Origin of the sequence: Aurantiacibacter gilvus (genome assembly GCF_038289935.1) — a bacterium.
Taxonomy (GTDB): Bacteria; Pseudomonadota; Alphaproteobacteria; order Sphingomonadales; family Sphingomonadaceae; genus Alteraurantiacibacter; species Alteraurantiacibacter gilvus.
Genome location: NZ_JBBYHV010000001.1, coordinates 947558 through 970007, shown reverse-complemented (window position 1 = coordinate 970007; position 22450 = coordinate 947558). Strand labels below are relative to the sequence as shown.

The window sequence follows — 22450 nt, the reverse complement described above, 5'->3', positions numbered from 1 at the left end:
CTGCCCCGTTTCTTGCGCTATTAGCGGCCCGAGGTGGCGGGCGCTTCGGCCGGCTGCTGTCCAGCGGCGGCCTGCTGCTGCTGCATGGCGGCCATCAGCAGGATCTGCTGGATTTGCTGGAACAGGTTCACCGCAGCGTCGCTGGGCTGCCAGTCAGCCGGCGGCACGACGGCGACCGAAGGCACGCGGGTGTCGAGCGCCGTGGTGACAGCCTCGGTGACGTCAGCACCTTCCGGCGCGTAGATCAGGGCATCAGGCGAAATCACGAACTGGATGTTCTGCTCGCTGATCACCGTCTGCATGGCAGCCGAATACTGCTGGGCAACCTGCTGCACCACGTAGACGCGGGCAAGATTGATCGGCTGCTGCAGGGTAGCGATTTCCTGGTCGATCGCCTGGATCTGCTGCACCGTGGCGTTGTTCGGGTCCTGCGTGGCAGCCTGTTCGGTGGCGTCCAGCTGGCCATCGCTGTTGGTGTCGAAGGTCTGGATCAACTGCTGGCGCTGCTGCTGGCGCTGTTCGATGGTGGTGCGCTGTGCCTGGTACTGTGTGGCAATCTGCTGGTAGCCGGTCTGGAAGGCCTGCGAATTGGCCACGGCGTAGCTGAGATCGACGGTACCGATGCCGTTCACCTGGGCGGCGGCGGGCACGGCGAGGCTCGCACCGGCAACAGCCAGTGCGGCACCAAGCGAGGTTTTGACGAGATTTTTCATCAGAATTGCGTTCCTACATTGAAGGAGAAGAGTTTGGTTTCGTCGCCGCGCTCAGATAGAATATCATAGGCTATATCGATCCTGAACGGACCGAACGGCGAGTTCCAGTTGACGCCGAGACCGGCAGTCACACGCGGCGACGGGGTGTCGCCGAGAAATTCTTCGGAGAACGGCGGCAGGTCAAGGCCGATCGGCGTATTCAGGCGGCCATCCGGCGCCACCGGGTTGATGGTGGTGATGGATCCGATAACGGCACCCGTGTCGTCCAGCGTAAACTGCGTAAACTCGGGATTGCCGTTGCCATCACGCTGCGGGATGAACAGGCCATCGGGCAGCGGACTCTGCGTCAGCTGCGGCGCATCGACCCCGAACACCGAACCAACGTCCACGAACAGCGAGGGGCGCAAGCCCAGTTCGCGCACGCCCGAACCCAGCGGAATCTCAATTTCCGCCCGAGCCAGGTAATAGGCCTCGCCGCCAAGCGCATCGTCCTGGTTGCGGTCATCGCCCAACGGGATCAGCACGGGCTCGTCATTCTCGTCAAGCTCGTAGGTTCGGCGCACAACGCGCGGTCCCACACCGCGAATGTCGAAGCCGCGGATCTGCCCTTCACCGAGGAAGAAGCGGTCTGTCAGCAGTACATCGTCGCCAAGGCCGTTGATGTAGCCGCCTTCAAGACGGAGCGAACCGATGAAGCCGCTGCCAAGGTTCCAGTAGCGCGAGACCTCGCCGCGGACGCGCACATAGCGCGTGTCACCACCCAAGCCGGCGAACTGCACCGTTGCAACGGCATTCATGCCGCGCGTCGGCCGCACGCGGCTGTCGAGCGTGGAATAGGTCAGTGAAGTGCCGAGGATCGACTGCAGGCGTCCGCCCAGCGCATCGCACAGGTAGCGACCGGCAATCAGCGGCTCGCACTGCGCGGTGCCGTCGCCGTCGAAATCGAAGAAGAAGCGCGATTCGTCGACCGTCACATCCTGGTAGTTCAGCGTGTAGCTGCCCAGCAGGCTCATGTATTCGCTCAGCGGCACGCCAACGCGCAGCGAGAAGCCGGTGGTCGACTGCTCGTAAGTGGCACTGTCGCGGTTGAAGTAGCCGTTGTTGAAGTCCTGCCGGTAGATATCGAAACCCAAGGCAATATCGCGGTCGAACACCTTGGGTTCGGTGAAGCTGACATTGGCAGAACGCGAATAGCGCGAATAGTTGACGCCCAGGCCGATCGTCTGGCCGCGCCCACGGAAGTTGTTCTGCCTGATCGAACCGTTGAAGATGAAGCTTTCGAGCGAGGAGAAACCGGCGGACAGCGTCAGTTCGCCGGTCGGCTCTTCCTGCACGTTGGCCTGCAGGATGATGCGGTCCGGGCTGGAGCCTTCGACCTGCTCGATCTCGAAGTTCTCCTGGAAATAGCCCAGCGAGTTGATGCGCGCGGTCGAACGGGCGACCTGCAGGCTGGAGAAGGCGTCGCCTTCCGCGATACGGAACTCGCGGCGGATCACCTTGTCCTGTGTCAGCGTGTTGCCGTTGATCTCGATCGCTTCGATGTAGACGCGCGGCGCGTCAGCCACCGTGAAGGTGACGTCCATCGTGCGCTCTTCAGCGTTGCGCGTGATGCGCGGACGCACGTCGGCAAAGGCATAGCCAAAGGCACCGGCGGTCTCGGTCAGGCCCTCAACCGTGTCATCGATCTGCTCGGCATTGTACCAGTCGCCCGGTGACATCACGAGACCGGCGGAAAGTTGTTCGGACGAGAAGTCACGCAGTTGGCTGACAACCTCGACGTCGCCGAAGGTGTAACGATCGCCCTCTTCCACCACATAGGTGATGATGAAGTCGCGCTTGTCCGGCGTCAGTTCGGCCACGGCGGAAACGACGCGGAAGTCGGCATAGCCTTCGGTGAGGTAGAACTGGCGCAGCTTCTGCTGGTCGAAGGCAAGACGGTCAGGGTCGTAGCTGGTGTTCGAGCTGAAGATCGCGAACAGGCTGGCTTCGCGCGTAACCATCTCGTCACGCAACTCGCCGTCGGAGAACACCTCGTTGCCGATGATGTTGATCTGGCGAACGCGCGACTTGGGGCCCTCGGAAATCTCGAAGATCACGTCGACGCGGTTCTGGTCGAGCATGACCATCTGCGGTTCGACGGTCGCGGCAAAGCGACCCTGCCGCTTGTACAGTTCGATGATGCGGGCAACGTCCGCACGGACGCGGGAACGGGTGAAGATCTGGCGCGGGGCCAGGTTGATTTCGGGAATGATCTCGTCAGCGTCGATCCGGCGGTTACCCTCCAGGATGATGCGGTTGATGATCGGGTTTTCCTCGACCGTGATGACGACGTTGCCGTCGTTGAAGGCCAGTTCGAAGTCCGCAAACAGCTCGGTCTCGGCCAGGTCCAGCAGGGCCTGGTCACCCGCAGCTGCCGTATAGACCATGCCGGGGCGCAACTGGATGTAGGAAACGATGGTCTCCGGCTCCAGGCGCTCGGCACCGGCAACCGCGATGGTGCGGATGATTTCACCCTGTTCCTGCGGTGCGGGTGCCGGAGTTGGTGCAACCGCCGGTTCTTCTTCCTGCGGTGCCGCCGTGCTCTCTTCCGGAGGCAGCGTAAGGTCGCCAGCGTCCTGCGCCAGCGCCGCAATGGGCATACCGGCGAGAATGGTGCAGCCCAGCAGGGCTACGGCATAATGCTGGGATTTGATCGTCTTGGCCTTGGAACCCATTATCCGTCCACTCGTCTCGACACTCGCGCCCGCTCAGGGGCATTGAACCCGGTCTGCCCGTCAGCCCGCCCCCCGCGGGATGCATCGTCCGGTTTCAAACGCGAAGTGCGCCCTTGCCCGATGCCAGAGTGGCAATCAAGCGAAGTTGCCCGAAATCGCGTCGAAAGTGCAGTCCTTTCCCCACTTGAGGATACCAGGCCTAGCTCCCGAAAATCGGCAGCTTGGCGATATCGATGATCGTCACGAACAGCATCAGTGCCAACACGATGGCCATACCGGTGCGGAACGCGAGCTCCTGACTGCGGGGACTGGCTGGTTTGCGGCGGACTGCTTCCACTGCATAAAAAGCCAGGTGCCCGCCGTCGAGGGCAGGGATTGGCAGCAAGTTAATGAACGCCAAGTTAAGCGAGATGAGCGCGGCAAAGCTGACGAATTCCAGCCAGCCGAGGCTCAGTTGCTCACCAGACACCTTGGCGATGGTAATCGGTCCGCCCAGCTCCTTCACCGAGCGTTCGCCGAACAGGATCTGGCCGATGCCGGTCACCATCATGTCGAACATGTCGGCGCACTGGCGGACTGCCAGCCCGACGGCCGTAATCGGCCCAACCGCCTCGAAATTGCGTTCGGTCGGGCGACTTTCGACGCCGATCAGGCCGATGGTGGAGGCATTGCCGAACTGATCCGTCATCTCTTCGGAACGGGTCGTGATCGGGTAGGTAATACGCTGCCCGTCACGTTCTACCGTGATGTCCAGTTCGCGATTGGGATAGAGCCAGATCGCCTGCTGTACCTCGCGGTAGGATTCCATTTCCTTACCTTCGACCGCAACGATACGGTCGTCGATCTGGATACCGGCCTCGCGCGCCGGTGACTCTTCGGCAAAGGCGACGACAAAGTTCTCTTCCGCTGGATCGCTAGCCACGGGCTTGCCGAAAATCATGAAGAAGGCGGAGAAGATGGCCACGGCGATGATGACGTTGGCAACCGGTCCGGCTGCCACAATCAGGGCGCGCTGCCACAATGGCTTGGTCTGGAAGGCGTCAGGTTCCGCGGGCGCAGCCGGATCAGGCACGCTGGCGGGGTTCATGTCACCCTTGAACTGCACGTAGCCACCGATGGGCAGCAGTGAAAGCTTCCAGCGCGTACCGCGCTTGTCGGTATAGCCTGCAATTTCCTTGCCGAAGCCAACCGAGAAAGCCTCTGCCCCAACGCCGAACCAGCGCCCGACGAGGTAGTGGCCCAGTTCGTGCAGGACGATGAGCGGGCCAAGCATCAGCAGGAAGCCGACGATGTAGACCCAGAAGGGCACGGATTCGAAACTCACTTAAACAGGCTCCAGCATTGCAGCCGCGCGCGCCCTTGCCTCGGCATCGACAGCCAGCACGGCGTCGAGCGATGTTGGCGCAGGCGGCGCGTAATTGTCGAGGGTTCTAGCCACTATTGCAGAAATTTGGGTGAATTTCAGCTGACCCGCAAGGAAGGCCGCCACGGCCACCTCGTTCGCGGCATTGAGCACGGCGGGCGCCCCGCCCCCGGCGTGGGCCGCCTCGCGCGCCAGTTTCGTGGCCGGGAAGCGTTCTTCATCAGGCGCGAAAAAGGTGAGTTCCCCGATGGTTGCAAGGTCCAGCGGCTTGCACCGGGTATCCATGCGCGCAGGATGAGCCAGCGTCGACGCGATGGGCACGCGCATGTCGCTCGGCCCAAGCTGGGCGAGCGTGGAACCGTCGCGATATTCTACCATCGAGTGGATCACGCTCTGCGGGTGGACGATGATCCGCAGCCGATCCAGCCCCACGGGGAACAGGTGGAAGGCCTCGATGAACTCGAGTCCCTTGTTCATCATGGTGGCGGAATCGACGCTGATCTTGGCGCCCATGTCCCAGTTGGGATGGGCCACGGCCTGGGCAGGCGTGGCGGCTTCCAGTTCGACCATGGTCTTGGTGCGGAAGGGCCCACCGCTCGCGGTCAGGGTGATCCAGCGCACGTCGGCAAGATCGTTGCCCTGCAGGCACTGGAAGATGGCATTGTGCTCGCTGTCGACCGGCAGCAGCGTGGTGCCGTGTTCGGCGACCAGCCGCGTCATCACCTCGCCGGCGGAGACCAGCGCTTCCTTGTTGGCTAGCGCGACGGTGTTGCCTTGCTCGATGGCCCGCATAGTGGGTGCAAGGCCCGCACAGCCGACGATAGCGGCCACAGTTAGGTCGCACGGACGCGCGGCGGCTTCGCACAGCGCCTGCGCACCGCCTGTTGCCTCGATCCCCGTGCCCGAGAGGTGCTCGCGTAGTTCGGGCAGGCAGGCCTCATCGCCGACCACGGCAATCTCGGCGCCGAACTCGATGGCCAGCCGCGCCAGCTTCTCCGCCGAGCAATTGGCGCTGAGCGCAACGACGCGCCACTCACCCGGCTGCGAGCGCACGAGGTCGAGCGTGGAATCGCCGATGGAGCCGGTGGCTCCGAGAATGGAAATCGAGCGGGTCATAGGTCCGGCGCGTACAGTAGAGCCGCGAACATCCATACGCCAGCCGCCCAGGATACGGCCAATAGTCCGTCGAGCCGGTCGAAGAATCCTCCGTGACCGGGAATCAGCGATCCGGAGTCCTTCAGGCCCGCCTTGCGCTTCATCCCGCTCTCGAGGAAATCACCCGCCTGCGCCACCACCGCGACCGCAGCGCCGACGAGGAGTGCCATAAGCAGGGGCATCTCGACGAAGGTGTACTCCGCGATCAGTGCCAGCACTGCCGCTGCGCAGGCCATGCCGCCGGCAAGCCCTGCCCAGGTCTTCGACGGGCTGATAGACGGGGCAATCTTGGGGCCGCCGATGGCGCGTCCGGCAAAATAGGCGCCGGTGTCGGTGGCAATCACCACGGCGACCAGTGCCAGCAATGGCCAGTGCCACTGGCCTTCGGGCACGCCCATGGCCTCGTCATTGCCGAAAACGGCAAGGAAGTAGGTCGCCCCGCCGACATAGATCACCCCGAGAACAAAACCGACGAGTCGCTTGATCGTGCTCTCGGTCATGCGCAGCACGATGCGCGACCACTCACCGTAAACGACCAGCCCCACCAGCGCGGCAAAGCCCGACCAGACATAGCCGCCCGCCCAAACAACGCCTGCGACCACGGCCAGCATCACCAACGCGCTCGCCGCGCGCTTTGGCAAGTCGCTGGTGCGGACGCTGACGGGAACTTCGACAGCCTTCTTCGCCGCTGCCTTCAGCTGGTCGCGCTTGCGCTCGGGAGCCGGATCACCGCCCGCCATAGCGTCGCTCCCGCTTGGCGAATTCCTCGCAGGCCGCGCGCAGGTGCTCTTCGCCGAAATCGGGCCAGAGCACGTCGAGGAAGAGCATTTCGGCATAGGCCGATTGCCACAGCAGGAAGTTTGACAGCCGCACCTCGCCGCTGGTGCGGATCAGCAGGTCGAGCGGCGGCAGGTCGGCAGTGTAGAGGTGCTTCTCGATACTTTCAGGGTCGATTGCACCCGCTTCAGCCGCCAGCCGCGCCGCGCGAGCGATTTCCTGCTGCGCGCCGTAATTGAGTGCCACTGCCAGGGTGCGTGTGCCGCCACTTGTGCGCGCCAGCGCGTCTTCCAGCTTTTCGACAATATCGGGAGCGAAGGCCTTGAAATCACCAATGATCTTCAACCGCACCTTGCGTTCGATCATGTCCGCAAGGTTGGCCTCGATGAACCTGCGCATCAGGTTCATCAGGTCGGAAATCTCGCTTTCCTCGCGCTTCCAGTTCTCGCTGGAGAAGGCGTAGAGCGTCAGGCATTCCAGCCCCAGGTCTTCCGCTGCCTGCACCGTCCGGCGCACGGCATCGCCGCCCGCCTTGTGGCCCATGGCCCGCGGCAAGGCGCGGCGCTTCGCCCAGCGGCCATTGCCGTCCATGATGATCGCGACATGGCGAGGATATGTTGACTCAGCCACCGGACGCGACCCTATCGACGCTTACTGCGTCATGATTTCCTTTTCCTTGGCGGCCGTGGCGGCATCGACGTCGGCGACATACTTGTCGGTCAGCTTCTGCACCTCGTCCTCCAGACGCTTGCGGTCGTCTTCGGAGATTTCCTTCTTCTTCTCGTCTTCCTTCAGCGCGTCGTTGGCGTCGCGGCGCACGTTGCGGATGGCGATCTTGGCCTTCTCGCCATAGTCGCCTGCCAGCTTGGCCAGCTCACGGCGGCGTTCCTCGTTGAGGTCGGGCATGGGCAGGCGCACCGTCTGGCCGTCGCTCATCGGGTTGAGGCCGAGGTTGGCCTTGGTGATGCCCTTCTCCACGGCGCTGACGTTGGCCCTGTCCCACACCTGCACGCTGAGCATGCGCGGTTCGGGTGCGGAGACCGTCGCCACCTGGTTGAGCGGCATCATCGAGCCGTAGACCTCGACCACCACGGGATCGAGCAGCGCCGTGTTCGCACGACCCGTGCGCAGGCCCGAAAGGTCGCCCTTCAGGCTTTCCACCGCTCCAGCCATGCGGCGCTCAACGTCTGCCTTGTCGTACTTCATCGCTCTCTAGTCCTTCTGTACAATCGTCTGGACGCCCTCGCCCGCCAGCACCCGCGCGACATTGCCCCGCTCGCGGATCGAAAAGACCACGATGGGGATGTCGTTGTCGCGGCACAGGGCCACGGCCGAGGCGTCCATCACCTTCAAATTGTCTGCCAGCACCTTGTCATAGGTGACCGTGTCGAAACGCTTGGCATCGGGATCGCGCTTGGGATCGGCACTGTAGACCCCGTCCACGCTGGTGCCCTTCAGCAGCGCGTCGCAGCGCATTTCCGCAGCACGCAGGGCAGCGCCGGAATCGGTGGTGAAATAGGGCGCGCCCACGCCCGCCGCGAAGATCACGATACGGCCCTTTTCAAGGTGCCGTTCGGCGCGGCGGCGGATCACCGGCTCGCACACCTGGTCCATCTGGATCGCGCTTTGCACGCGGGTATGGACCCCCAGCTGCTCCAGCGCGCTCTGCATGGCGAGGGCATTCATCACCGTGGCGAGCATGCCCATGTAATCGGCCTGCGCGCGGTCCATGCCCTGCGCGGCGCCCGACATCCCGCGGAAGATGTTGCCGCCGCCGATGACCAGGCAAATCTCCAGACCGGTCTCTTTCGCTGCCTTCACCTCTTCGGCGAGGCGCATGACATAGTCGGTGTCGATGCCGTAGTCCTGCTCGCCCATCAGCACCTCGCCCGAAAGCTTGAGCAGGATACGCTTGGTGTCGGGCAGCAACATGGGTGGATAGTTCCTCTCGAAAGCAGGTTGGCGCGACTGTTAGAGACAGCGAGGCAATGTGCCAAGTGTTCCGACGTGATTTCGCCCGCCTAAGGTTCGTAGCGGTAGACGATCTGGTCAGTCGGTATCTCATCACCAATTTGCCAATTGCTGCCACGACAGACGAGGTAGACTGGTTGATCGCGGCTGACACGCATCTCGCGAAATTCCAGCCCGCGCTGCTGCGCCAGCGATCCCCCTAGGATCGCCCACTGGATTGAGGGCCCCTGCACTGCCACGAAGACGCCGTCGTTGTCAGCAGATGCCTGCAACTGGCTGCGAAGAAGGCCGCGCCGGACAACCTGCAGCACCCGCAAGGTTATCCCCTGCTCTGCGCGTCGTCGTTGCTGAGCTTTCCGCCAAGGCATGGGCCCGGCATCGCAGGATATTGGGGCGAGGCCAATAGCCAACTCGCGAAGATGCAGTGCCTCCCAAATGTTGCGTTCCCCGCCCCGGACTTCGCCGTGCCAGAAAACAAAAAGGGCCGCCGAACCCGAGAGTGCGACGGCCCCCTTTGAAGCCTCAAAGAGAGGAAAAAATCAGCCGCCGACGGCAGCCGCGACTTCTGCGGCGAAGTCGCTTTCTTCTTTCTCGATGCCTTCGCCCAGCTGGAAGCGGACATAGTCCTTCAGCACGATGGCGGTGCCGGCTTCCTTGCCGGCGGCGGCAACGACATCAGCGATCGGCGTCTTGTTGTCCATCACGAAGACCTGGCTGAGGAGAGCGTTCTCCTTGGCGTACTTCTTGATGGCGCCTTCAACCATCTTTTCCTGCACGTTCTCGGGCTTGCCGCTTTCGGCAGCCTTCTCGGCAGCGATCTTGCGCTCACGCTCGATCACGTCCGCGTCCAGGTCTTCCGCGGTCAGGGCCTGCGGGAAGGCAGCGGCGATGTGCATGGCCAGCTGCTTGCCCAGCGGTTCCAGCACGTCGGCACCGGCTTCGCTCTCGAGCGCGACGAGCACGCCGATCTTGCCAAGGTTCGGAGCCTGCGCATTGTGCATGTAAGGCACGATCACGCCGCTGGAGACAGCAACGCTCTTCATGCGGCGCACCTGCTGGTTTTCGCCGATGGTGGCGACATTGTCGGTCAGCTTTTCGGCCACGGTGCCGCCATCGGGATAGCCGGCAGCCTTCAGTGCTTCGACGTCGTCACCGTCCATGCCCAGGGCCACGTCGGTGGTCTTGCGCACGAAGTCCTGGAACTTGTCGTTCTTGGCGACGAAGTCGGTTTCCGAATTCACTTCGACGGCAACGCCCTTGGTGCCTTCGACAGCCACGCCAACGAGGCCCTCTGCCGCGGTGCGGCTGGACTTCTTCTGGGCGGTAGCGAGACCCTTGGCGCGCAGTGCGTCGATGGCAGCTTCGATGTCGCCACCGGCAGCTTCAAGCGCCTTCTTGGCGTCCATCATGCCCGCGCCGGTCTTTTCGCGCAGGGCCTTCACGTCGGATGCAGAAAATGCAGCCATGTCTATTTCCTTCGATACTTCAAAAGTGGCGCCGGATTACCCTTGCCGGGTCACGTGACCACAAGTGGCCACGCGGCGTAGGCGCCATGAAATGCAATTGTGACGCGCGGCTTACGACCCGGTCGCAGGCCGCGCATCAGATGAAGATCAGGCCTCGGCCGGAGCTTCCTCGGCAACTGCTTCTGCCGGCGGTGCATCCATGGCGCCGATGTCGGTGCCTGAGTCCACCACGCCTTCGCCCTTGCCGGCGCTTGCAGCGGCAGCAACGGCATCGCAGTACAGACGCACGGCGCGGCTGGCGTCGTCGTTGCCCGGAACCGGGAAGGAAATGCCCGATGGATCGACATTGGTATCAAGAACCGCGACAACCGGAATACCAAGCACGTTGGCTTCCTTGATCGCGAGATCCTCCTTGTTGGCGTCGATCACGAACATCACGTCCGGCACGCCGCCCATGTCGCGGATGCCGCCCAGCGACAGTTCCAGCTTGTCCTTCTTGCGGGTCAGCTGGAGGATTTCCTTCTTGGTCAGGCCGTGGGTATCGCCCGACAGCTTTTCCTCGAGGGTCTTCAGTTCCTTGATCGACTGCGAGATCGTCTTCCAGTTGGTGAGCATGCCGCCCAGCCAGCGGTGGTTGACGAAGTGCTGGCCGCACGAACGGGCAGCCTGTGCAATCGGCTCCTGCGCCTGGCGCTTGGTGCCGACGAACAGCACCTTACCGCCTGCGCGGGTGGTCGAGGAGATGAAGTCGAGCGCGCGTGCGAACAGCGGCACGGTCTGCGACAGGTCGATGATGTGAACGCCGTTGCGGTCGCCGAAGATGTACGGCTTCATCCGCGGGTTCCAGCGGTGGGTCTGGTGGCCGAAGTGTGCGCCGGCCTCGATCAATTGCTGCATGGTGACGGTGGGACCCGCCATAGGTAATTCCTTTCCGGTTGAACCTCTGGAAGACGGGGAACCGACCCTTGGAGTCCCATCTTGCGACTGGGCCCTCAGGCGGCACCGGTATGTCAGTGCCTTCCATGTGGATTTGCCGTCATTGGCAGAAACGGGAATCGTTCCTGCCCTTCAGGCGGTCGCGCCACTAGCCCAGAGCTTCGGGGAAATCCAGTCCCAAATCGCGCCCTGGAACACCCGATGAGAACATCACGGGAACAAAAGTTCTTGACCCGATGGAACGAAAGTGGAACATGGAACGCAACAAGAACGAATCGAAACAAAGGCACTCATTATGGCACTGGCAATCGCAATCTCGCTCTTCTTCGGAATGATCGCCGCGCTGTCGCTGGCATCGTGCCTTGAGTCGATCGTCCAGGGGCTGGCCCACTGGCGTACGATCCGCTCCGAACTGGCTGCTATGGATCGCGATCCTGCGCCAGTTGCTGTTCAACCTCGTCAACCGCGAGAGGCTTTCGCCCTTCTGGCGGCGTAACGGTCTCGGATTTGTCTGCGGCGGCTTTATCGACTCTCTGCTGCCGCCTCACCTTCGCATAGCGGAACAAAGTCCACACGATCAGTGCGGAATAGACCACGCCGATCAGCACCAGCGTCCACCAGGTTTCGATCAGCAGGCCGCCCACCGTCAGTCCGGCAAGCACGAGGACGAACAGTTTCAAACTAGGTGACGGGCGCAGCGATTTCCAGCTGGGCGTGGCGAGGTTGGATACCATCAGCAAGGCGACGAACACCAGCCACGGGCCCACCAGCCAGGGTTCGCGGAAGACGTCTTCATCGGTCGCCAGCCACAGGTACATGGGCATGAAAGCAAAGCCCGCCCCCATTGGTGCAGGAACTCCTGTGAGGAATCCTGCCAGCTTGTGAGGCTGGTCGTCGACGTCAATCTGGGCATTGAAGCGGGCAAGCCGCAAGGCACAGCAAATGGCATAGGCGAGAGCCGCCAACCAGCCGAACCGCGGCACCTCCGCCAGCGACCACAGGTAGAGCACCAGCGCGGGTGCCATGCCGAAACTGGCGGAATCGGCGAGGCTGTCCAGCTCCGCGCCGAAACGCGACTGGGCCTTGAGCAGGCGGGCGATGCGCCCGTCCATCCCGTCAAGCACGCCGGCAATGATCATGGCGAAGACTGCCTTGTCCCACTGTCCAGCAATCGCGAACAGGATGCTGGTCAGGCCGGAACACAGCGCTGCCGCAGTAATGGCATTGGGAACCAGAGAACGCATCGACAGGCCCTTGCCTGCCCGCGACCGGGTTACGACCTCGTGCTCGCTGGCCTTGGGACCAAGCCATGCCGGACCGGGTGTTGCCGTCTCTTCCTCGTCGTAGTCGTGATCCGCACTCACTGGCTGACACCCTCCAACAGGCCGACCGTGCCGATTTCTGCCAGCACCGTCTCGCCCGCGATTACGCGCTGGCCGAGCAACACCTTCGCATCGGTCCCGGCGGGCAGGTAGACGTCGACACGGCTGCCGAAGCGGATCAGGCCCACGCGCTGGCCGGCGGCAACAATGTCACCCGGCTTGGCCAGCGGGATGATCCGCCGCGCGATAAGCCCGGCGATCTGGGTGAAACCGATGGCGGTGCCGTCGACACGCTCCACCAGGACATGCTGGCGCTCGTTCTCCTCGCTCGCCTTGTCGAGGTCGGCATTCATGAAACGGCCGGGAATGTAGACGATGCGCTTGATGGTCCCCGCAATAGGCGAGCGATTGATGTGCACGTCGAATACGGACATGAAGATGGAAATGCGGGTGACAGGCTCGGTTCCCAGACCGCGGCTGCCATCCTCTGACGCATGTTGCAATTCCGGCGGCGGGGGAACCTGGGTGATGAGCGAGACCAGCCCGTCGGCAGGCGAGACGATCAGCCGGTCACCCTGCGGCACCACGCGTTCCGGATCGCGGAAGAAGGCGAAAACGCCAGCGGACAGCGCCAGCAGCAGTGTGCCAAAGATTTCCCAGTCGAAACCGAACATCACCAGCAGCGCGACAAAACCCGCGATCACGCCGTACTTGCGGCCTTCCGGGTGGATCGCGGGAAAGCCCCATTCGGCATCGCCGCGACCACGATTGTCTCTCAATTCGCCTGACATAAAGAAGTACCTACGCACTGGCAGGCCATGCCACAAGCCGCTGACTACGCTTGTGCGCGAACGATTGGCCTAGACGACGGACTAGTCGGCAGAAAAATCGAACGGCACCCCGCTGTCACGGAACCGCGCCGGGACCAGTTCGCGGCCCATTGGCGGGGCCGAACGGGCAATGCAACGCGGCCGGTGGCACAAGCGGCAGGCCACCCCGATAGGCGTCGGCTCGCCATGGTTCAGGGCATCAGCATAGGCCAGCCGGTCCAGGTGCTCTGCCGAACAGGCAATTGCGATGGCACGCGGCACGCTCTGCTTTCCGAAGCTGCCGCCCCCTGCCCTTACGACACGGGCAATAGACACGTAGCGCTCGCCATCGGGCATCTCGATCAGTTGCGCGTCGACCAGCCCGGGCGTCGCAAAAACCTGGTGCACGTTCCACAAGGGGCAACCGCCACCATGCTGCGCCAGCGGAAAGCCCGCACCGTCGAGCCGCTTGGACACGTTGCCGGCACGGTCCACGCGCAGGAAGAAGAACGGCACTCCCTCCTCGCCCGGCTTTTGCAGGGTGGTGAGCCGGTGCGCAGCCTGCTCGAAGCTGACGGAAAAGCGCGCGGCCAAGGCCTCGACATCGTAGCGCAGTTCCTCCGCCGCCTTGCGAAAGGCGCGGTAGGGCATCAGCAACGCCGCCGCCCAATAGCTCTGCAGGGCGCGGCGCACGAGCGAGCGGCTTCCCTCGCCGGCAAAGCGCCCTTCCGCCACCAGCCCTTCGATGGCCTCGCCTTGCTCGAGGATGGCGATCTGCAAGGCCAGTTGGAACCGGCGCCCCGAGTGATCGAGCCGCTCGGCAATGTGGATCCGTCGTCGGTGGTAGTCGTGCCAGCGCAGGCCGCCGCGCATCAGGCCATCGTCCGCCAGGCGCACGTCCAGCCCGAAGCTATCGGCGATATGGCGCTGCATGGCATCGAAGCTGTCCAACTCCTTGGCAGCCGCGGCTGCGCTGTCATCCAGCGGGGGAAAACAGTTGCGGCGCGCGGAGAGGAAAGCACGAGCCTCGACCACGGGATCTGCCACAGGCTCGCGAGCGATGCCCTCTGCGCTTTCACGCCGCGTTGCCAGAGCCAGCTGCTCTTCCCCAAAGGCGGTGTAGAGCCGCAGCAATGCCTCGGCCATGCCGGGGTAGGAGGTGGCGATGTCCTCGATATCCAGCCGCTCGATAGCGATGTCGGCAAACAGCGGATCGCGCAGGGCCGATTGCAGCCGCGCGGCGGTTTCGTCTGCGTGCTGGTCAGCTAGGTCGGCAACGTCGATGCGGTAGGTCGTCGCCAGCTTGATCAGCATCTCGGCGGTTACGGGGCGCTGGTTGCGCTCCATCAGGGCGATGTAGCTGGCGGAGATCTCCAGGTCGGCGGCCATGTTCGCCTGGGTCAGACCCAGTTCGCGCCGCAGTTTCTTGAGCCGAGGGCCCAGGTACAAGGTCTTCCCAGCCATGGTGGCCTCCATGCACGGTATCAACTTTACAACGTTACACGCAAATTTTGTAAAGTTCGACAACATTACATCGGAGAGAGCGATTTTGGTCCGCGCGACAGGCAGGAAGGTCCTCGCCAACCCTGTCAAAGGACACCGAATCGCATGATCTATTTCGCCGAAATCCACCGCCAGACCGCCATCAAGCACAAGCAAGGCCAGAACTGGCAGGGTATCGACCCGGAGTTCGCGGCCCGCCTGCGCCAGCAGAACCGGTTCCAGACCGGTCTGGATATCGCCCGCTACACGGCGAAGATCATGCGCGAGGACATGGCGGCCTATGACACCGATCCCGCCGCCTACACCCAGTCGCTGGGATGCTGGCACGGCTTCATCGGCCAGCAGAAGATGGTCTCCATCAAGAAGCATTTCGGCGGCACCAAGGGCCGCTACCTCTACCTGTCAGGCTGGATGATCGCCGCCCTGCGCAGCGATTTCGGCCCGCTGCCCGACCAATCGATGCACGAGAAGACCAGCGTTCCCGCGCTGATCGAGGAGCTCTACACCTTCCTTCGCCAGGCCGATGCCCGCGAGCTTGGCGGCTTGTTCCGCGAACTCGACAAGGCCCGCGAGGCTGGTGACGAAGCTGCAGCAGCCAAGGCCCAGCAGGCCATCGACAACCACCAGACCCACGTCGTGCCGATCATCGCCGATATCGACGCAGGTTTCGGCAATGCCGAGGCGACCTACCTGCTGGCCAAGAAAATGATCGAAGCCGGTGCCTGCGCTATCCAGATCGAGAACCAGGTTTCTGACGAGAAGCAGTGCGGCCACCAGGACGGCAAGGTCACCGTGCCGCATGAGGACTTCCTGCAGAAGATCCGCGCGATCCGCTATGCCTTCCTCGAGCTGGGCATCCCCGAAGGCGTGATTGTCGCCCGCACGGACTCGCTTGGCGCCGGTTTGACCAAGCAGATCGCCTTCACCCGCGAACCGGGTGACCTGGGCGACCAGTACAATGCTTTCCTCGATTGCGAGGAAGTGGATGCGGCTGACATTGGTACGGGAGAGGTGCTGATCAGCCGCGAGGGCAGGCTGCTGCGTCCAAAGCGCCTGCCCTCCAACCTCTACCAGTTCCGCCCCGGAACCGGCGAAGACCGCTGCGTACTCGACTGCATCACCAGCCTGCAAAACGGCGCGGACCTGCTGTGGATCGAGACCGAAAAGCCGCATATCGATCAGATCGCGGGCATGGTGGACCGCATCCGCAAAGTCGTACCGAATGCCAAGCTGGTCTATAACAACTCGCCCAGCTTCAACTGGACGCTGAACTTCCGCCAGCAGGTCTACGATGCCTGGAAAGCGGAAGGCCGCGACTTGTCGATGTATGTTCGCGAACAGCTGATGAGCCAGCACTACGACGACAGCGAACTCGCTGCCGAGGCCGACGAGAAGATCCGCACCTTCCAGCGCGATGCCGCGAAGCGCGCCGGTATCTTCCACCACCTGATCACCCTGCCGACCTATCACACGGCAGCGCTCAGCACCGACAACCTCGCCAAGCGGTACTTCGGTGAGGAAGCCATGCTCGGCTACGTCAAGCAGGTGCAGCGCGAGGAAATTCGCCAGGGCATCGCCTGCGTGAAGCACCAGAACATGGCCGGCTCCGACATCGGGGACGACCACAAGGAAGCCTTCGCCGGCGAAGCGGCCCTCAAGGCCGGCGGCGAACATAACACCATGAACCAGTTTGCAGCATAAACGCTGCGAGGAACCAGTTTGCGGCCTGACGCCGCGCAGAGTGAAGAAGGAGAAGTAAAATGGCACAACCGACAATAGCCCGCCCGGTCTTCTCGAACGAGGATTTCGGCCTCATCCGCAACGCACTGGCCGTCGCCATCCGCAATGGCGAGGACAACACGGAAACCCGCAAGCTGGTGAACCTGCACCACCGCCTGGGGCGCTTCGGCCGATGACCCCCGCCAATCCTGCCAGGATCGACGCAGGCGAAACTCTGGCCCCTCGCGAAGACCATGTCCTTCGTGCAGGGCTGGAGGTTGCCAGCGAACTTGCCGCCTTCATCGAAACCGAGGCCCTGCCGGGCACCGATATCGCGGCAGCCCGCTTCTGGCAGGGTCTGGCCTCGCTCGCCAAGGACTTCACCGCGCGCAACCGCGCCTTGCTTCAGCGTCGGGACAGCCTGCAGCAGGCGATCGACGACTGGCACCGCCGCAATCCCCATGCCGGAACTGGCGCGCCGCCCGCCTATCTGCGCGCGATCGGCTACCTCGAAGCAGAGCCTGAGCCTTTCAGCATCGGCACCGCAGGAGTCGATGACGAGATCGCAGCCCTTGCAGGGCCGCAGCTTGTGGTCCCGGCACTCAACGCCCGGTTCCTGCTCAACGCCATCAATGCGCGCTGGGGCAGCCTCTATGATGGCCTTTACGGTACTGACGCCCTCGATGGCGCCTTGCCCGAAGGGCCAGCCTATGACCCCGACCGCGGCGCAAAGGTCATCGCCTGGGCCAAGGCCTTCCTTGACGATACAGTGCCCTTCGCCACCGGAAGCTGGAACGACTGGGCGGGCGGCACCCCGCCGTTGGCCGACCCCGACCAGTATCTTGGCGTGATCGGTGACAATATCCTGTTGCACAACAACGGCCTGAAGATCGAATTGGTGATCGATCCTCAGCATGACATTGGCCGTACAGATCCCGCCCACATCGCAGACGTGCGCCTGGAATCCGCGCTCTCGACCATCGTCGACCTGGAGGATTCGGTTGCGGCCGTCGATGCGGAAGACAAGGTTGCTGCCTATCGCAACTGGCTGGGTGCCGTTCGCGGCGACCTGGTCGCGAGCTTTGACAAGGGTGATCGCAAGGTCGTGCGCACGGCCAACCCCGACCGCACCTATGTCGATGCCGCTGGCGAGGAGTGCAATTTGCGCACACGCAGCCTGCTGCTGGTGCGCAATGTCGGCCACCTTATGACGACGCCGGCGGTGCGCCTGCCCGACGGGTCAGAGATGTTCGAAGGCTTGCTCGATGCCGCCGTCACCAGCCTTGCCGCCCTGCATGACCTGAAGGGCCTTGGGCGCCTGTCCAACAGCAGCAAGGGCGCGATCTATATCGTGAAGCCGAAGATGCACGGACCCGCCGATTGCGCTTTCGCGGATGACCTGTTTGCCGCGGTCGAGGACATTCTCGGCCTGCCGCGGCATACCATCAAGATCGGCGTGATGGACGAAGAGCGCCGCACCAGCGCCAACCTTGCCGCCTGCATCCGCGCGGTGAAGGACCGCGTGTTCTTCATCAATACCGGCTTCCTCGACCGGACCGGGGATGAGATCCATACTTCGATGCGGGCCGGGCCCATGCTGCGCAAGGCTGACATCAAGTGCGCCGAATGGATCGCCGCCTACGAAGACCGCAATGTGCAGATCGGCCTCGCCTGCGGCCTTGCCGGAAAGGCGCAGATCGGCAAGGGCATGTGGGCCGCACCCGATGCGATGCGCGACATGCTGGCGCAGAAGATCGGGCATCCGATGAGCGGCGCGAGCACCGCCTGGGTCCCCTCGCCCACCGCAGCCACGCTGCACGCCACGCATTACCACCGCTGCAAGGTCAGCGAGCGCCAGCGGGAGCGGGCGACAGAACCGATGGTGCCGGTGGAGAAGCTGCTCGCCGTGCCGCTGGCAGACGATGCGAACTGGACGCAAGAAGAGGTGGCCGCCGAACTCGACAACAACGTGCAGGGTATTCTCGGCTACATGGTCCGCTGGATCGACGCTGGGGTCGGCTGCTCGAAGGTTCCGGACATCAACGACGTCGGCCTGATGGAGGACCGCGCCACCCTGCGTATTTCCAGCCAGCACATTGCCAACTGGCTACACCACGGCGTGGTCGACCGGCTGATGATCGACGAGGCGCTGCACCGCATGGCGGCCAAGGTCGATGCGCAGAACGCCGGCGATCCGGACTATCGCCCGATGGCCGGGAACGAGCGCAATTCCATCGCCCTCAACGCCGCGCGCGAGCTTATCATTACCGCTACCCGGCAGCCGTCCGGCTATACCGAACCGGTCCTGCACCGCGCCCGCGCCTTGGCGAAGGCCAGCTAGTCGCCGAGCGAAAAAGCCGCGGGCAGCAGCTCGCGGATCGTGGTGGTGATCGATTGCTCGCCTGTATGGTCGCAGCAGACGATCTCGATATCGTGACCAGACAGTGCCGCGGCCTCCTGGATCGCCTGCCGGCAGCCGCCACACGGCGTCACCGGCGCACCAGCCTCCTCGCCGCTGTCTGCCGGACCACCGACAACAATCAGTCGACGGACCTTCTCCAGCCCGAAGGCTTGTTGCGCCGCCGCAAGTGCCGACTGTTCGGCGCAGACGCCCAGCCGGTAGCACGCATTTTCCATGTTGGCGCCGAGCGCCACCGTGCCGTCGGCGCTCTCGACAGCACAACCGACGTGAAACTGCGAATATGGCGCATAGGCTCGCTTGCGCGCTGCCTTGGCGGCTTCGATCAGGGGGGCAGCCTTGTTCATGCTGGCCTCGCATCCATCTTCCGGGCCAGCGCCACGGCACCGGCGATCAGGAACGGCACCAGCACCAGCGACAGCACGATCTTGGCAATGGCCTGCCCCACCAGCAGGTTGCCGATGGGAAACTCGCCATAGAAGGCCAGCGTGATGAAGATCAGCGTGTCGACCGCCTGGCTGATCGCCGAAGCAATGCCCCCGCGCACCATCAGCCACAGGTTGCCGCCGTTCTCGCCTTCGGGGCCCTTGCCGCGCAGCTTGCTGAAGATCCACACGTTGAGCAGCAGAGAGACACCGTAGGCGACTGGCCCGGCAGCCATGATGCGCGGCGTCTGGCCGTGGACCAGCTCGAACGCGGCGAGGTTCTCTGGTGGCATGTCCGGCGACACCGGCAGCGCCAGCACCAGCCAGATCAGCGCGATCGAGAAGGCCAGCGGCAGGAAACCCCACAGTACCAGCCGGTCTGCCGCGGGCTTGCCATAAAGCTGCGCCGTCGTGCTGGAGAGCACCACCAGCAGCAGGAAGGCGAGGATTCCGCTTTCGACCACCAACGGACCGATGGCGAATTGCTTGAATGCCAGCACCCCGGCGATCACCGTCATCCCGCCATATAACATGGTGAGGACAAACTGCGCGCGAGGCATCGAAGTGGTGTTGGGTTGGAGTGCCATCGGCTGTGGCTATTCAACAGCGTCGCGAATTGGAAGAGGCCTGTGGGCAAAATCCGTTTGAACCCGCTGCACTAATGGGCAAAGACTGTGGTTTCGCCAGAAAGCATAGCCTGAAACCTGGAGCTGCCGTGCCACCCCAATTGATCTCACTTGCCGGCATAGCTGTCATCCTGCTGCTCGCTTTCCTGCTGTCGAACGCCAAAAAGCAGATCAGCCTGCGCATCGTCGGTGCGGCCTTTGCCCTCCAAGCAGGCATCGCCGCCCTTGTCTTGCGCACGGACTGGGGCGCGGCCGTGATCCAGTGGATGGCAAACGGGGTCGCCGCCCTCCTTTCCTATGCCAATGAAGGCACCGAATTCCTGTTCGGGGCCAGCGAAAGCAACCCGCTCTCCGGCACATTCGCACTCGGCGCGCTGCCGGTGATCGTCTTCTTCGCCTCGCTGGTGTCGATCCTCTACCACGTTGGCGTGATGCAGCGGATCGTGCGCTGGCTGGGCGGAGCGATCGGCTGGGTCACGGGCATCTCCAAGGTCGAATCGCTGGGCGCGGCGGCGAACATCTTCGTCGGCCAGTCGGAAAGCCCGCTGGTCGTGCGACCTTACCTTGCTGCCTTGTCCCCTTCCCGCCTGTTCACCCTGATGACCGTCGGCATGGCCGGCGTCGCGGGCACGATCCTGGCAGCCTATGCCGGGCTGCTCGGCCCCGAATACCTGCCCATCCTGCTGGCCGCGGCCTTCATGTCCGCCCCCGGCGGCATCCTGATGGCCAAGATCATCATGCCCGACACCGAAGAGCCGGCACCCGAAGCCGAGGGTGAGATCACCCTGCCCAGGGGCCGCGTTAGTGGCGAAGGGCCTGCCGCAATCACCGAAGGCGGCGAAGTGCCGCACGAAGTGGAAGTCGCCGCCCACTTCGACGAGAGCGGCCGCGCCGCCAATATCATCGAAGCCGCCGCCCAGGGCGCGCAGACCGGCCTCAAGCTGGCTGTTGCCGTCGGTGCCATGGTGCTCACCTTCGTCGCGCTTATCGCGCTCGCAAACGGCATCCTCGGCGGCATTGGCAGCTGGTTCGGCGCGCCGGACCTCTCGTTCCAGCAGATCCTCGGCTTTGTTTTCGCCCCGATCATGTTCCTGCTCGGCATCGAGTGGGACCAGGCAATCACCGCTGGCGGCCTGTTCGGCACCAAGATCGTGCTCAACGAATTCGTCGCCTTCATCGACCTTGGGGCCTTGACCGAAGAGGGCCTGACCCCGCGCGCGGCGGCCATCGTCACCTTCTCGCTGTGCGGCTTTGCCAATTTCAGCTCCATTGCCATCCAGATGGCGGTGACCGGCGGCCTTGCGCCCAATCAAAGACCTGTCATCGCCAAGCTGGGATTGAAGGCGCTGGCCGCAGGCTCGCTCAGCAACCTGATGAGCGCCGCTCTGGCTGGCCTGTTCCTGCCCCTCACCCTCTAAAGGCCACCAGATGAATTGCGTCACCACCGTCTCGCTCGCCCGCCCGCTGGAAGACATTGCCGAGGACCTGGGCAAGAGCTTTTCCGAATTCGGCTTTGCCATCGTCTGCGATCACGGCATCCCGCAGGACCTGATCGACAGGGCAGAGGAGCTGGCCAAGGCATTCTTCGCCCTGCCGGAGGAAACCAAGAAGTCCTACCATATCCCCGGCGGCGGCGGTGCGCGCGGCTACACGCCATTCGGCACGGAGATCGCCAAGGATGCCGAGGTCCACGACCTCAAGGAATTCTGGCACATCGGCCGCAGCCTGCCCGAAGGCCATCCCTATGCGGACCTGATGGCACCTAACATCTGGCCCGCCGAACTGCCGCAATTTCGCGAAACCTTCACCACCCTGTTCAGCGAGTTCGAGAAGGCTGGCGACCGCATCCTGCGCGCCATTGCTATCGATCTCGGTCTCGCGCCCGATTATTTCGTCGACACGGTAAAGGACGGCAATTCGGTGATGCGGCTGCTGCACTACCCGCCCCTGCCGGAAAGTGCTCCCGAAGGAGCCATCCGCGCAGCAGCGCACGGCGACATCAATACCATCACCTTGCTGCTGGGCGCGGAAGAGGCCGGTCTCGAATTGCTCAACAAGCAGGGCGAATGGGTGCCCGTCTCGCCGCCCAAAGGGGCGCTGGCGGTAAACATCGGCGACATGCTGCACCGGCTGACCAAGGGACACCTGCGCTCGACCACCCACCGCGTTGTCAACCCCAGCGGCGAAGCGGCCAAGCGGTCACGCTATTCGATGCCGTACTTCCTGCACTTCCGTCCGGACTTCCTGATCGACCCGCTCGACAGCTGCCCGGGCACTGGCGAGGAACCGATCACGGCACACGAATTCCTGCTGCAGCGACTCCGGGAAATCGGCCTCGCCTGATTCGCCGCAATCGCGGCAAAGTAGTGGCCCAAGTAATTCTACAGCCGCAATTGCCTCTAAACTGTGTTGCACTGCAGCAACGGTTGCATTGGAAACCAACATCCGTGCCTGCAGAAGTCCACAATATGTCCCGGATTTGGCCCTCTGTCATAAAGCTGAAATGCGATTGTCCTGCTAGATACCTATCGC

Annotated in this window: 21 protein-coding genes; 5 read left to right on the top strand and 16 right to left on the bottom strand. The window is 63.3% G+C overall.

Annotated features, from left to right (window positions below; all coding sequences use genetic code 11):
• Nucleotides 1–20: 20 nt before the first annotated feature.
• The 14 genes from AAEO60_RS04795 to AAEO60_RS04730 all read right to left on the bottom strand — a co-directional run bounded on the left by AAEO60_RS04795 (nt 21) and on the right by AAEO60_RS04730 (nt 14690).
• Nucleotides 21–713: an OmpH family outer membrane protein gene (locus tag AAEO60_RS04795; protein WP_341672500.1), complete on the bottom strand. Its 693-nt coding sequence runs from the start codon at nt 711–713 to the stop codon at nt 21–23.
• Entirely contained in the window at nt 713–3427 is a 2715-nt protein-coding gene (bamA, locus tag AAEO60_RS04790; protein ID WP_341672499.1) for an outer membrane protein assembly factor BamA, read from the bottom strand. The genes AAEO60_RS04795 and bamA overlap by 1 nt, the downstream gene beginning before the upstream one ends.
• Before the next feature lie 199 nt (nt 3428–3626).
• On the bottom strand, nt 3627–4700 hold the full coding sequence (rseP, locus tag AAEO60_RS04785) for an RIP metalloprotease RseP (protein WP_341673545.1): 1074 nt from the start codon (nt 4698–4700) through the stop codon (nt 3627–3629).
• Between the two features lie 51 nt (nt 4701–4751).
• On the bottom strand, nt 4752–5906 hold the full coding sequence (locus AAEO60_RS04780) for a 1-deoxy-D-xylulose-5-phosphate reductoisomerase (protein WP_341672498.1): 1155 nt from the start codon (nt 5904–5906) through the stop codon (nt 4752–4754).
• Nucleotides 5903–6685, bottom strand: a complete 783-nt coding sequence (locus tag AAEO60_RS04775; protein WP_341672497.1) for a phosphatidate cytidylyltransferase — start codon at nt 6683–6685, stop codon at nt 5903–5905. Before AAEO60_RS04775 ends, AAEO60_RS04780 begins: the two co-directional genes overlap by 4 nt.
• Nucleotides 6672–7313, bottom strand: coding sequence for a polyprenyl diphosphate synthase (gene uppS / locus AAEO60_RS04770; RefSeq protein WP_341673544.1), 642 nt, complete (start codon nt 7311–7313; stop codon nt 6672–6674). The genes AAEO60_RS04775 and uppS overlap by 14 nt, the downstream gene beginning before the upstream one ends.
• A 60-nt stretch (nt 7314–7373) precedes the next feature.
• The gene (gene frr / locus AAEO60_RS04765) at nt 7374–7928 is read right to left on the bottom strand and encodes a ribosome recycling factor (protein WP_341672496.1); all 555 of its coding nucleotides are present in this window, start codon (nt 7926–7928) and stop codon (nt 7374–7376) included.
• A gap of 6 nt (nt 7929–7934) precedes the next feature.
• Nucleotides 7935–8654: a UMP kinase gene (pyrH, locus tag AAEO60_RS04760; protein WP_341672495.1), complete on the bottom strand. Its 720-nt coding sequence runs from the start codon at nt 8652–8654 to the stop codon at nt 7935–7937.
• An 89-nt stretch (nt 8655–8743) separates the two neighbouring features.
• Nucleotides 8744–9010 (bottom strand): hypothetical protein, encoded by a 267-nt coding sequence (locus AAEO60_RS04755; RefSeq protein ID WP_341672494.1) that lies wholly within the window; start codon nt 9008–9010, stop codon nt 8744–8746.
• 222 nt (nt 9011–9232) lie between these two features.
• On the bottom strand, nt 9233–10159 hold the full coding sequence (tsf, locus tag AAEO60_RS04750; RefSeq protein WP_341672493.1) for a translation elongation factor Ts: 927 nt from the start codon (nt 10157–10159) through the stop codon (nt 9233–9235).
• A 147-nt stretch (nt 10160–10306) separates the two neighbouring features.
• Complete coding sequence (gene rpsB / locus AAEO60_RS04745) at nt 10307–11077, bottom strand: 30S ribosomal protein S2 (RefSeq protein WP_341672492.1); 771 nt, start codon at nt 11075–11077, stop codon at nt 10307–10309.
• A 437-nt stretch (nt 11078–11514) separates the two neighbouring features.
• Complete coding sequence (locus AAEO60_RS04740) at nt 11515–12459, bottom strand: CDP-alcohol phosphatidyltransferase family protein (RefSeq protein WP_341672491.1); 945 nt, start codon at nt 12457–12459, stop codon at nt 11515–11517.
• Complete coding sequence (locus tag AAEO60_RS04735; RefSeq protein WP_341672490.1) at nt 12456–13208, bottom strand: phosphatidylserine decarboxylase; 753 nt, start codon at nt 13206–13208, stop codon at nt 12456–12458. Before AAEO60_RS04735 ends, AAEO60_RS04740 begins: the two co-directional genes overlap by 4 nt.
• Before the next feature lie 81 nt (nt 13209–13289).
• Entirely contained in the window at nt 13290–14690 is a 1401-nt protein-coding gene (locus AAEO60_RS04730; RefSeq protein WP_341672489.1) for a helix-turn-helix domain-containing protein, read from the bottom strand.
• 144 nt (nt 14691–14834) lie between these two features.
• On the opposite strand from AAEO60_RS04730, the gene AAEO60_RS04725 reads away from it, so the two are divergent.
• From AAEO60_RS04725 to AAEO60_RS04715, 3 genes are read left to right on the top strand one after another with little or no spacing between them, the layout of a single operon-like run.
• Complete coding sequence (locus tag AAEO60_RS04725) at nt 14835–16430, top strand: isocitrate lyase (protein ID WP_341672488.1); 1596 nt, start codon at nt 14835–14837, stop codon at nt 16428–16430.
• Nucleotides 16431–16489: 59 nt separating this feature from the next.
• A complete protein-coding gene (locus AAEO60_RS04720; protein WP_341672487.1) occupies nt 16490–16645 on the top strand; it encodes a hypothetical protein in 156 nt (51 codons plus the stop codon).
• Nucleotides 16642–18789: a malate synthase G gene (locus AAEO60_RS04715; RefSeq protein ID WP_341672486.1), complete on the top strand. Its 2148-nt coding sequence runs from the start codon at nt 16642–16644 to the stop codon at nt 18787–18789. Before AAEO60_RS04720 ends, AAEO60_RS04715 begins: the two co-directional genes overlap by 4 nt.
• Here the strand turns inward: AAEO60_RS04715 and cdd are convergent.
• The gene (cdd, locus tag AAEO60_RS04710; protein ID WP_341672485.1) at nt 18786–19214 is read right to left on the bottom strand and encodes a cytidine deaminase; all 429 of its coding nucleotides are present in this window, start codon (nt 19212–19214) and stop codon (nt 18786–18788) included. The two genes, AAEO60_RS04715 and cdd, sit on opposite strands and share 4 nt — an antisense overlap.
• The gene (locus AAEO60_RS04705) at nt 19211–19879 is read right to left on the bottom strand and encodes a queuosine precursor transporter (protein ID WP_341672484.1); all 669 of its coding nucleotides are present in this window, start codon (nt 19877–19879) and stop codon (nt 19211–19213) included. Before AAEO60_RS04705 ends, cdd begins: the two co-directional genes overlap by 4 nt.
• Before the next feature lie 140 nt (nt 19880–20019).
• Here AAEO60_RS04705 and AAEO60_RS04700 point away from each other — a divergent pair, with 140 nt between their 5' ends.
• Together AAEO60_RS04700 and AAEO60_RS04695 are read left to right on the top strand one after the other, a co-directional pair.
• On the top strand, nt 20020–21336 hold the full coding sequence (locus AAEO60_RS04700) for a NupC/NupG family nucleoside CNT transporter (protein ID WP_341672483.1): 1317 nt from the start codon (nt 20020–20022) through the stop codon (nt 21334–21336).
• Nucleotides 21337–21346: 10 nt separating this feature from the next.
• Nucleotides 21347–22261: an isopenicillin N synthase family dioxygenase gene (locus AAEO60_RS04695; protein ID WP_341672482.1), complete on the top strand. Its 915-nt coding sequence runs from the start codon at nt 21347–21349 to the stop codon at nt 22259–22261.
• The last annotated feature ends 189 nt before the right edge of the window (nt 22262–22450 follow it).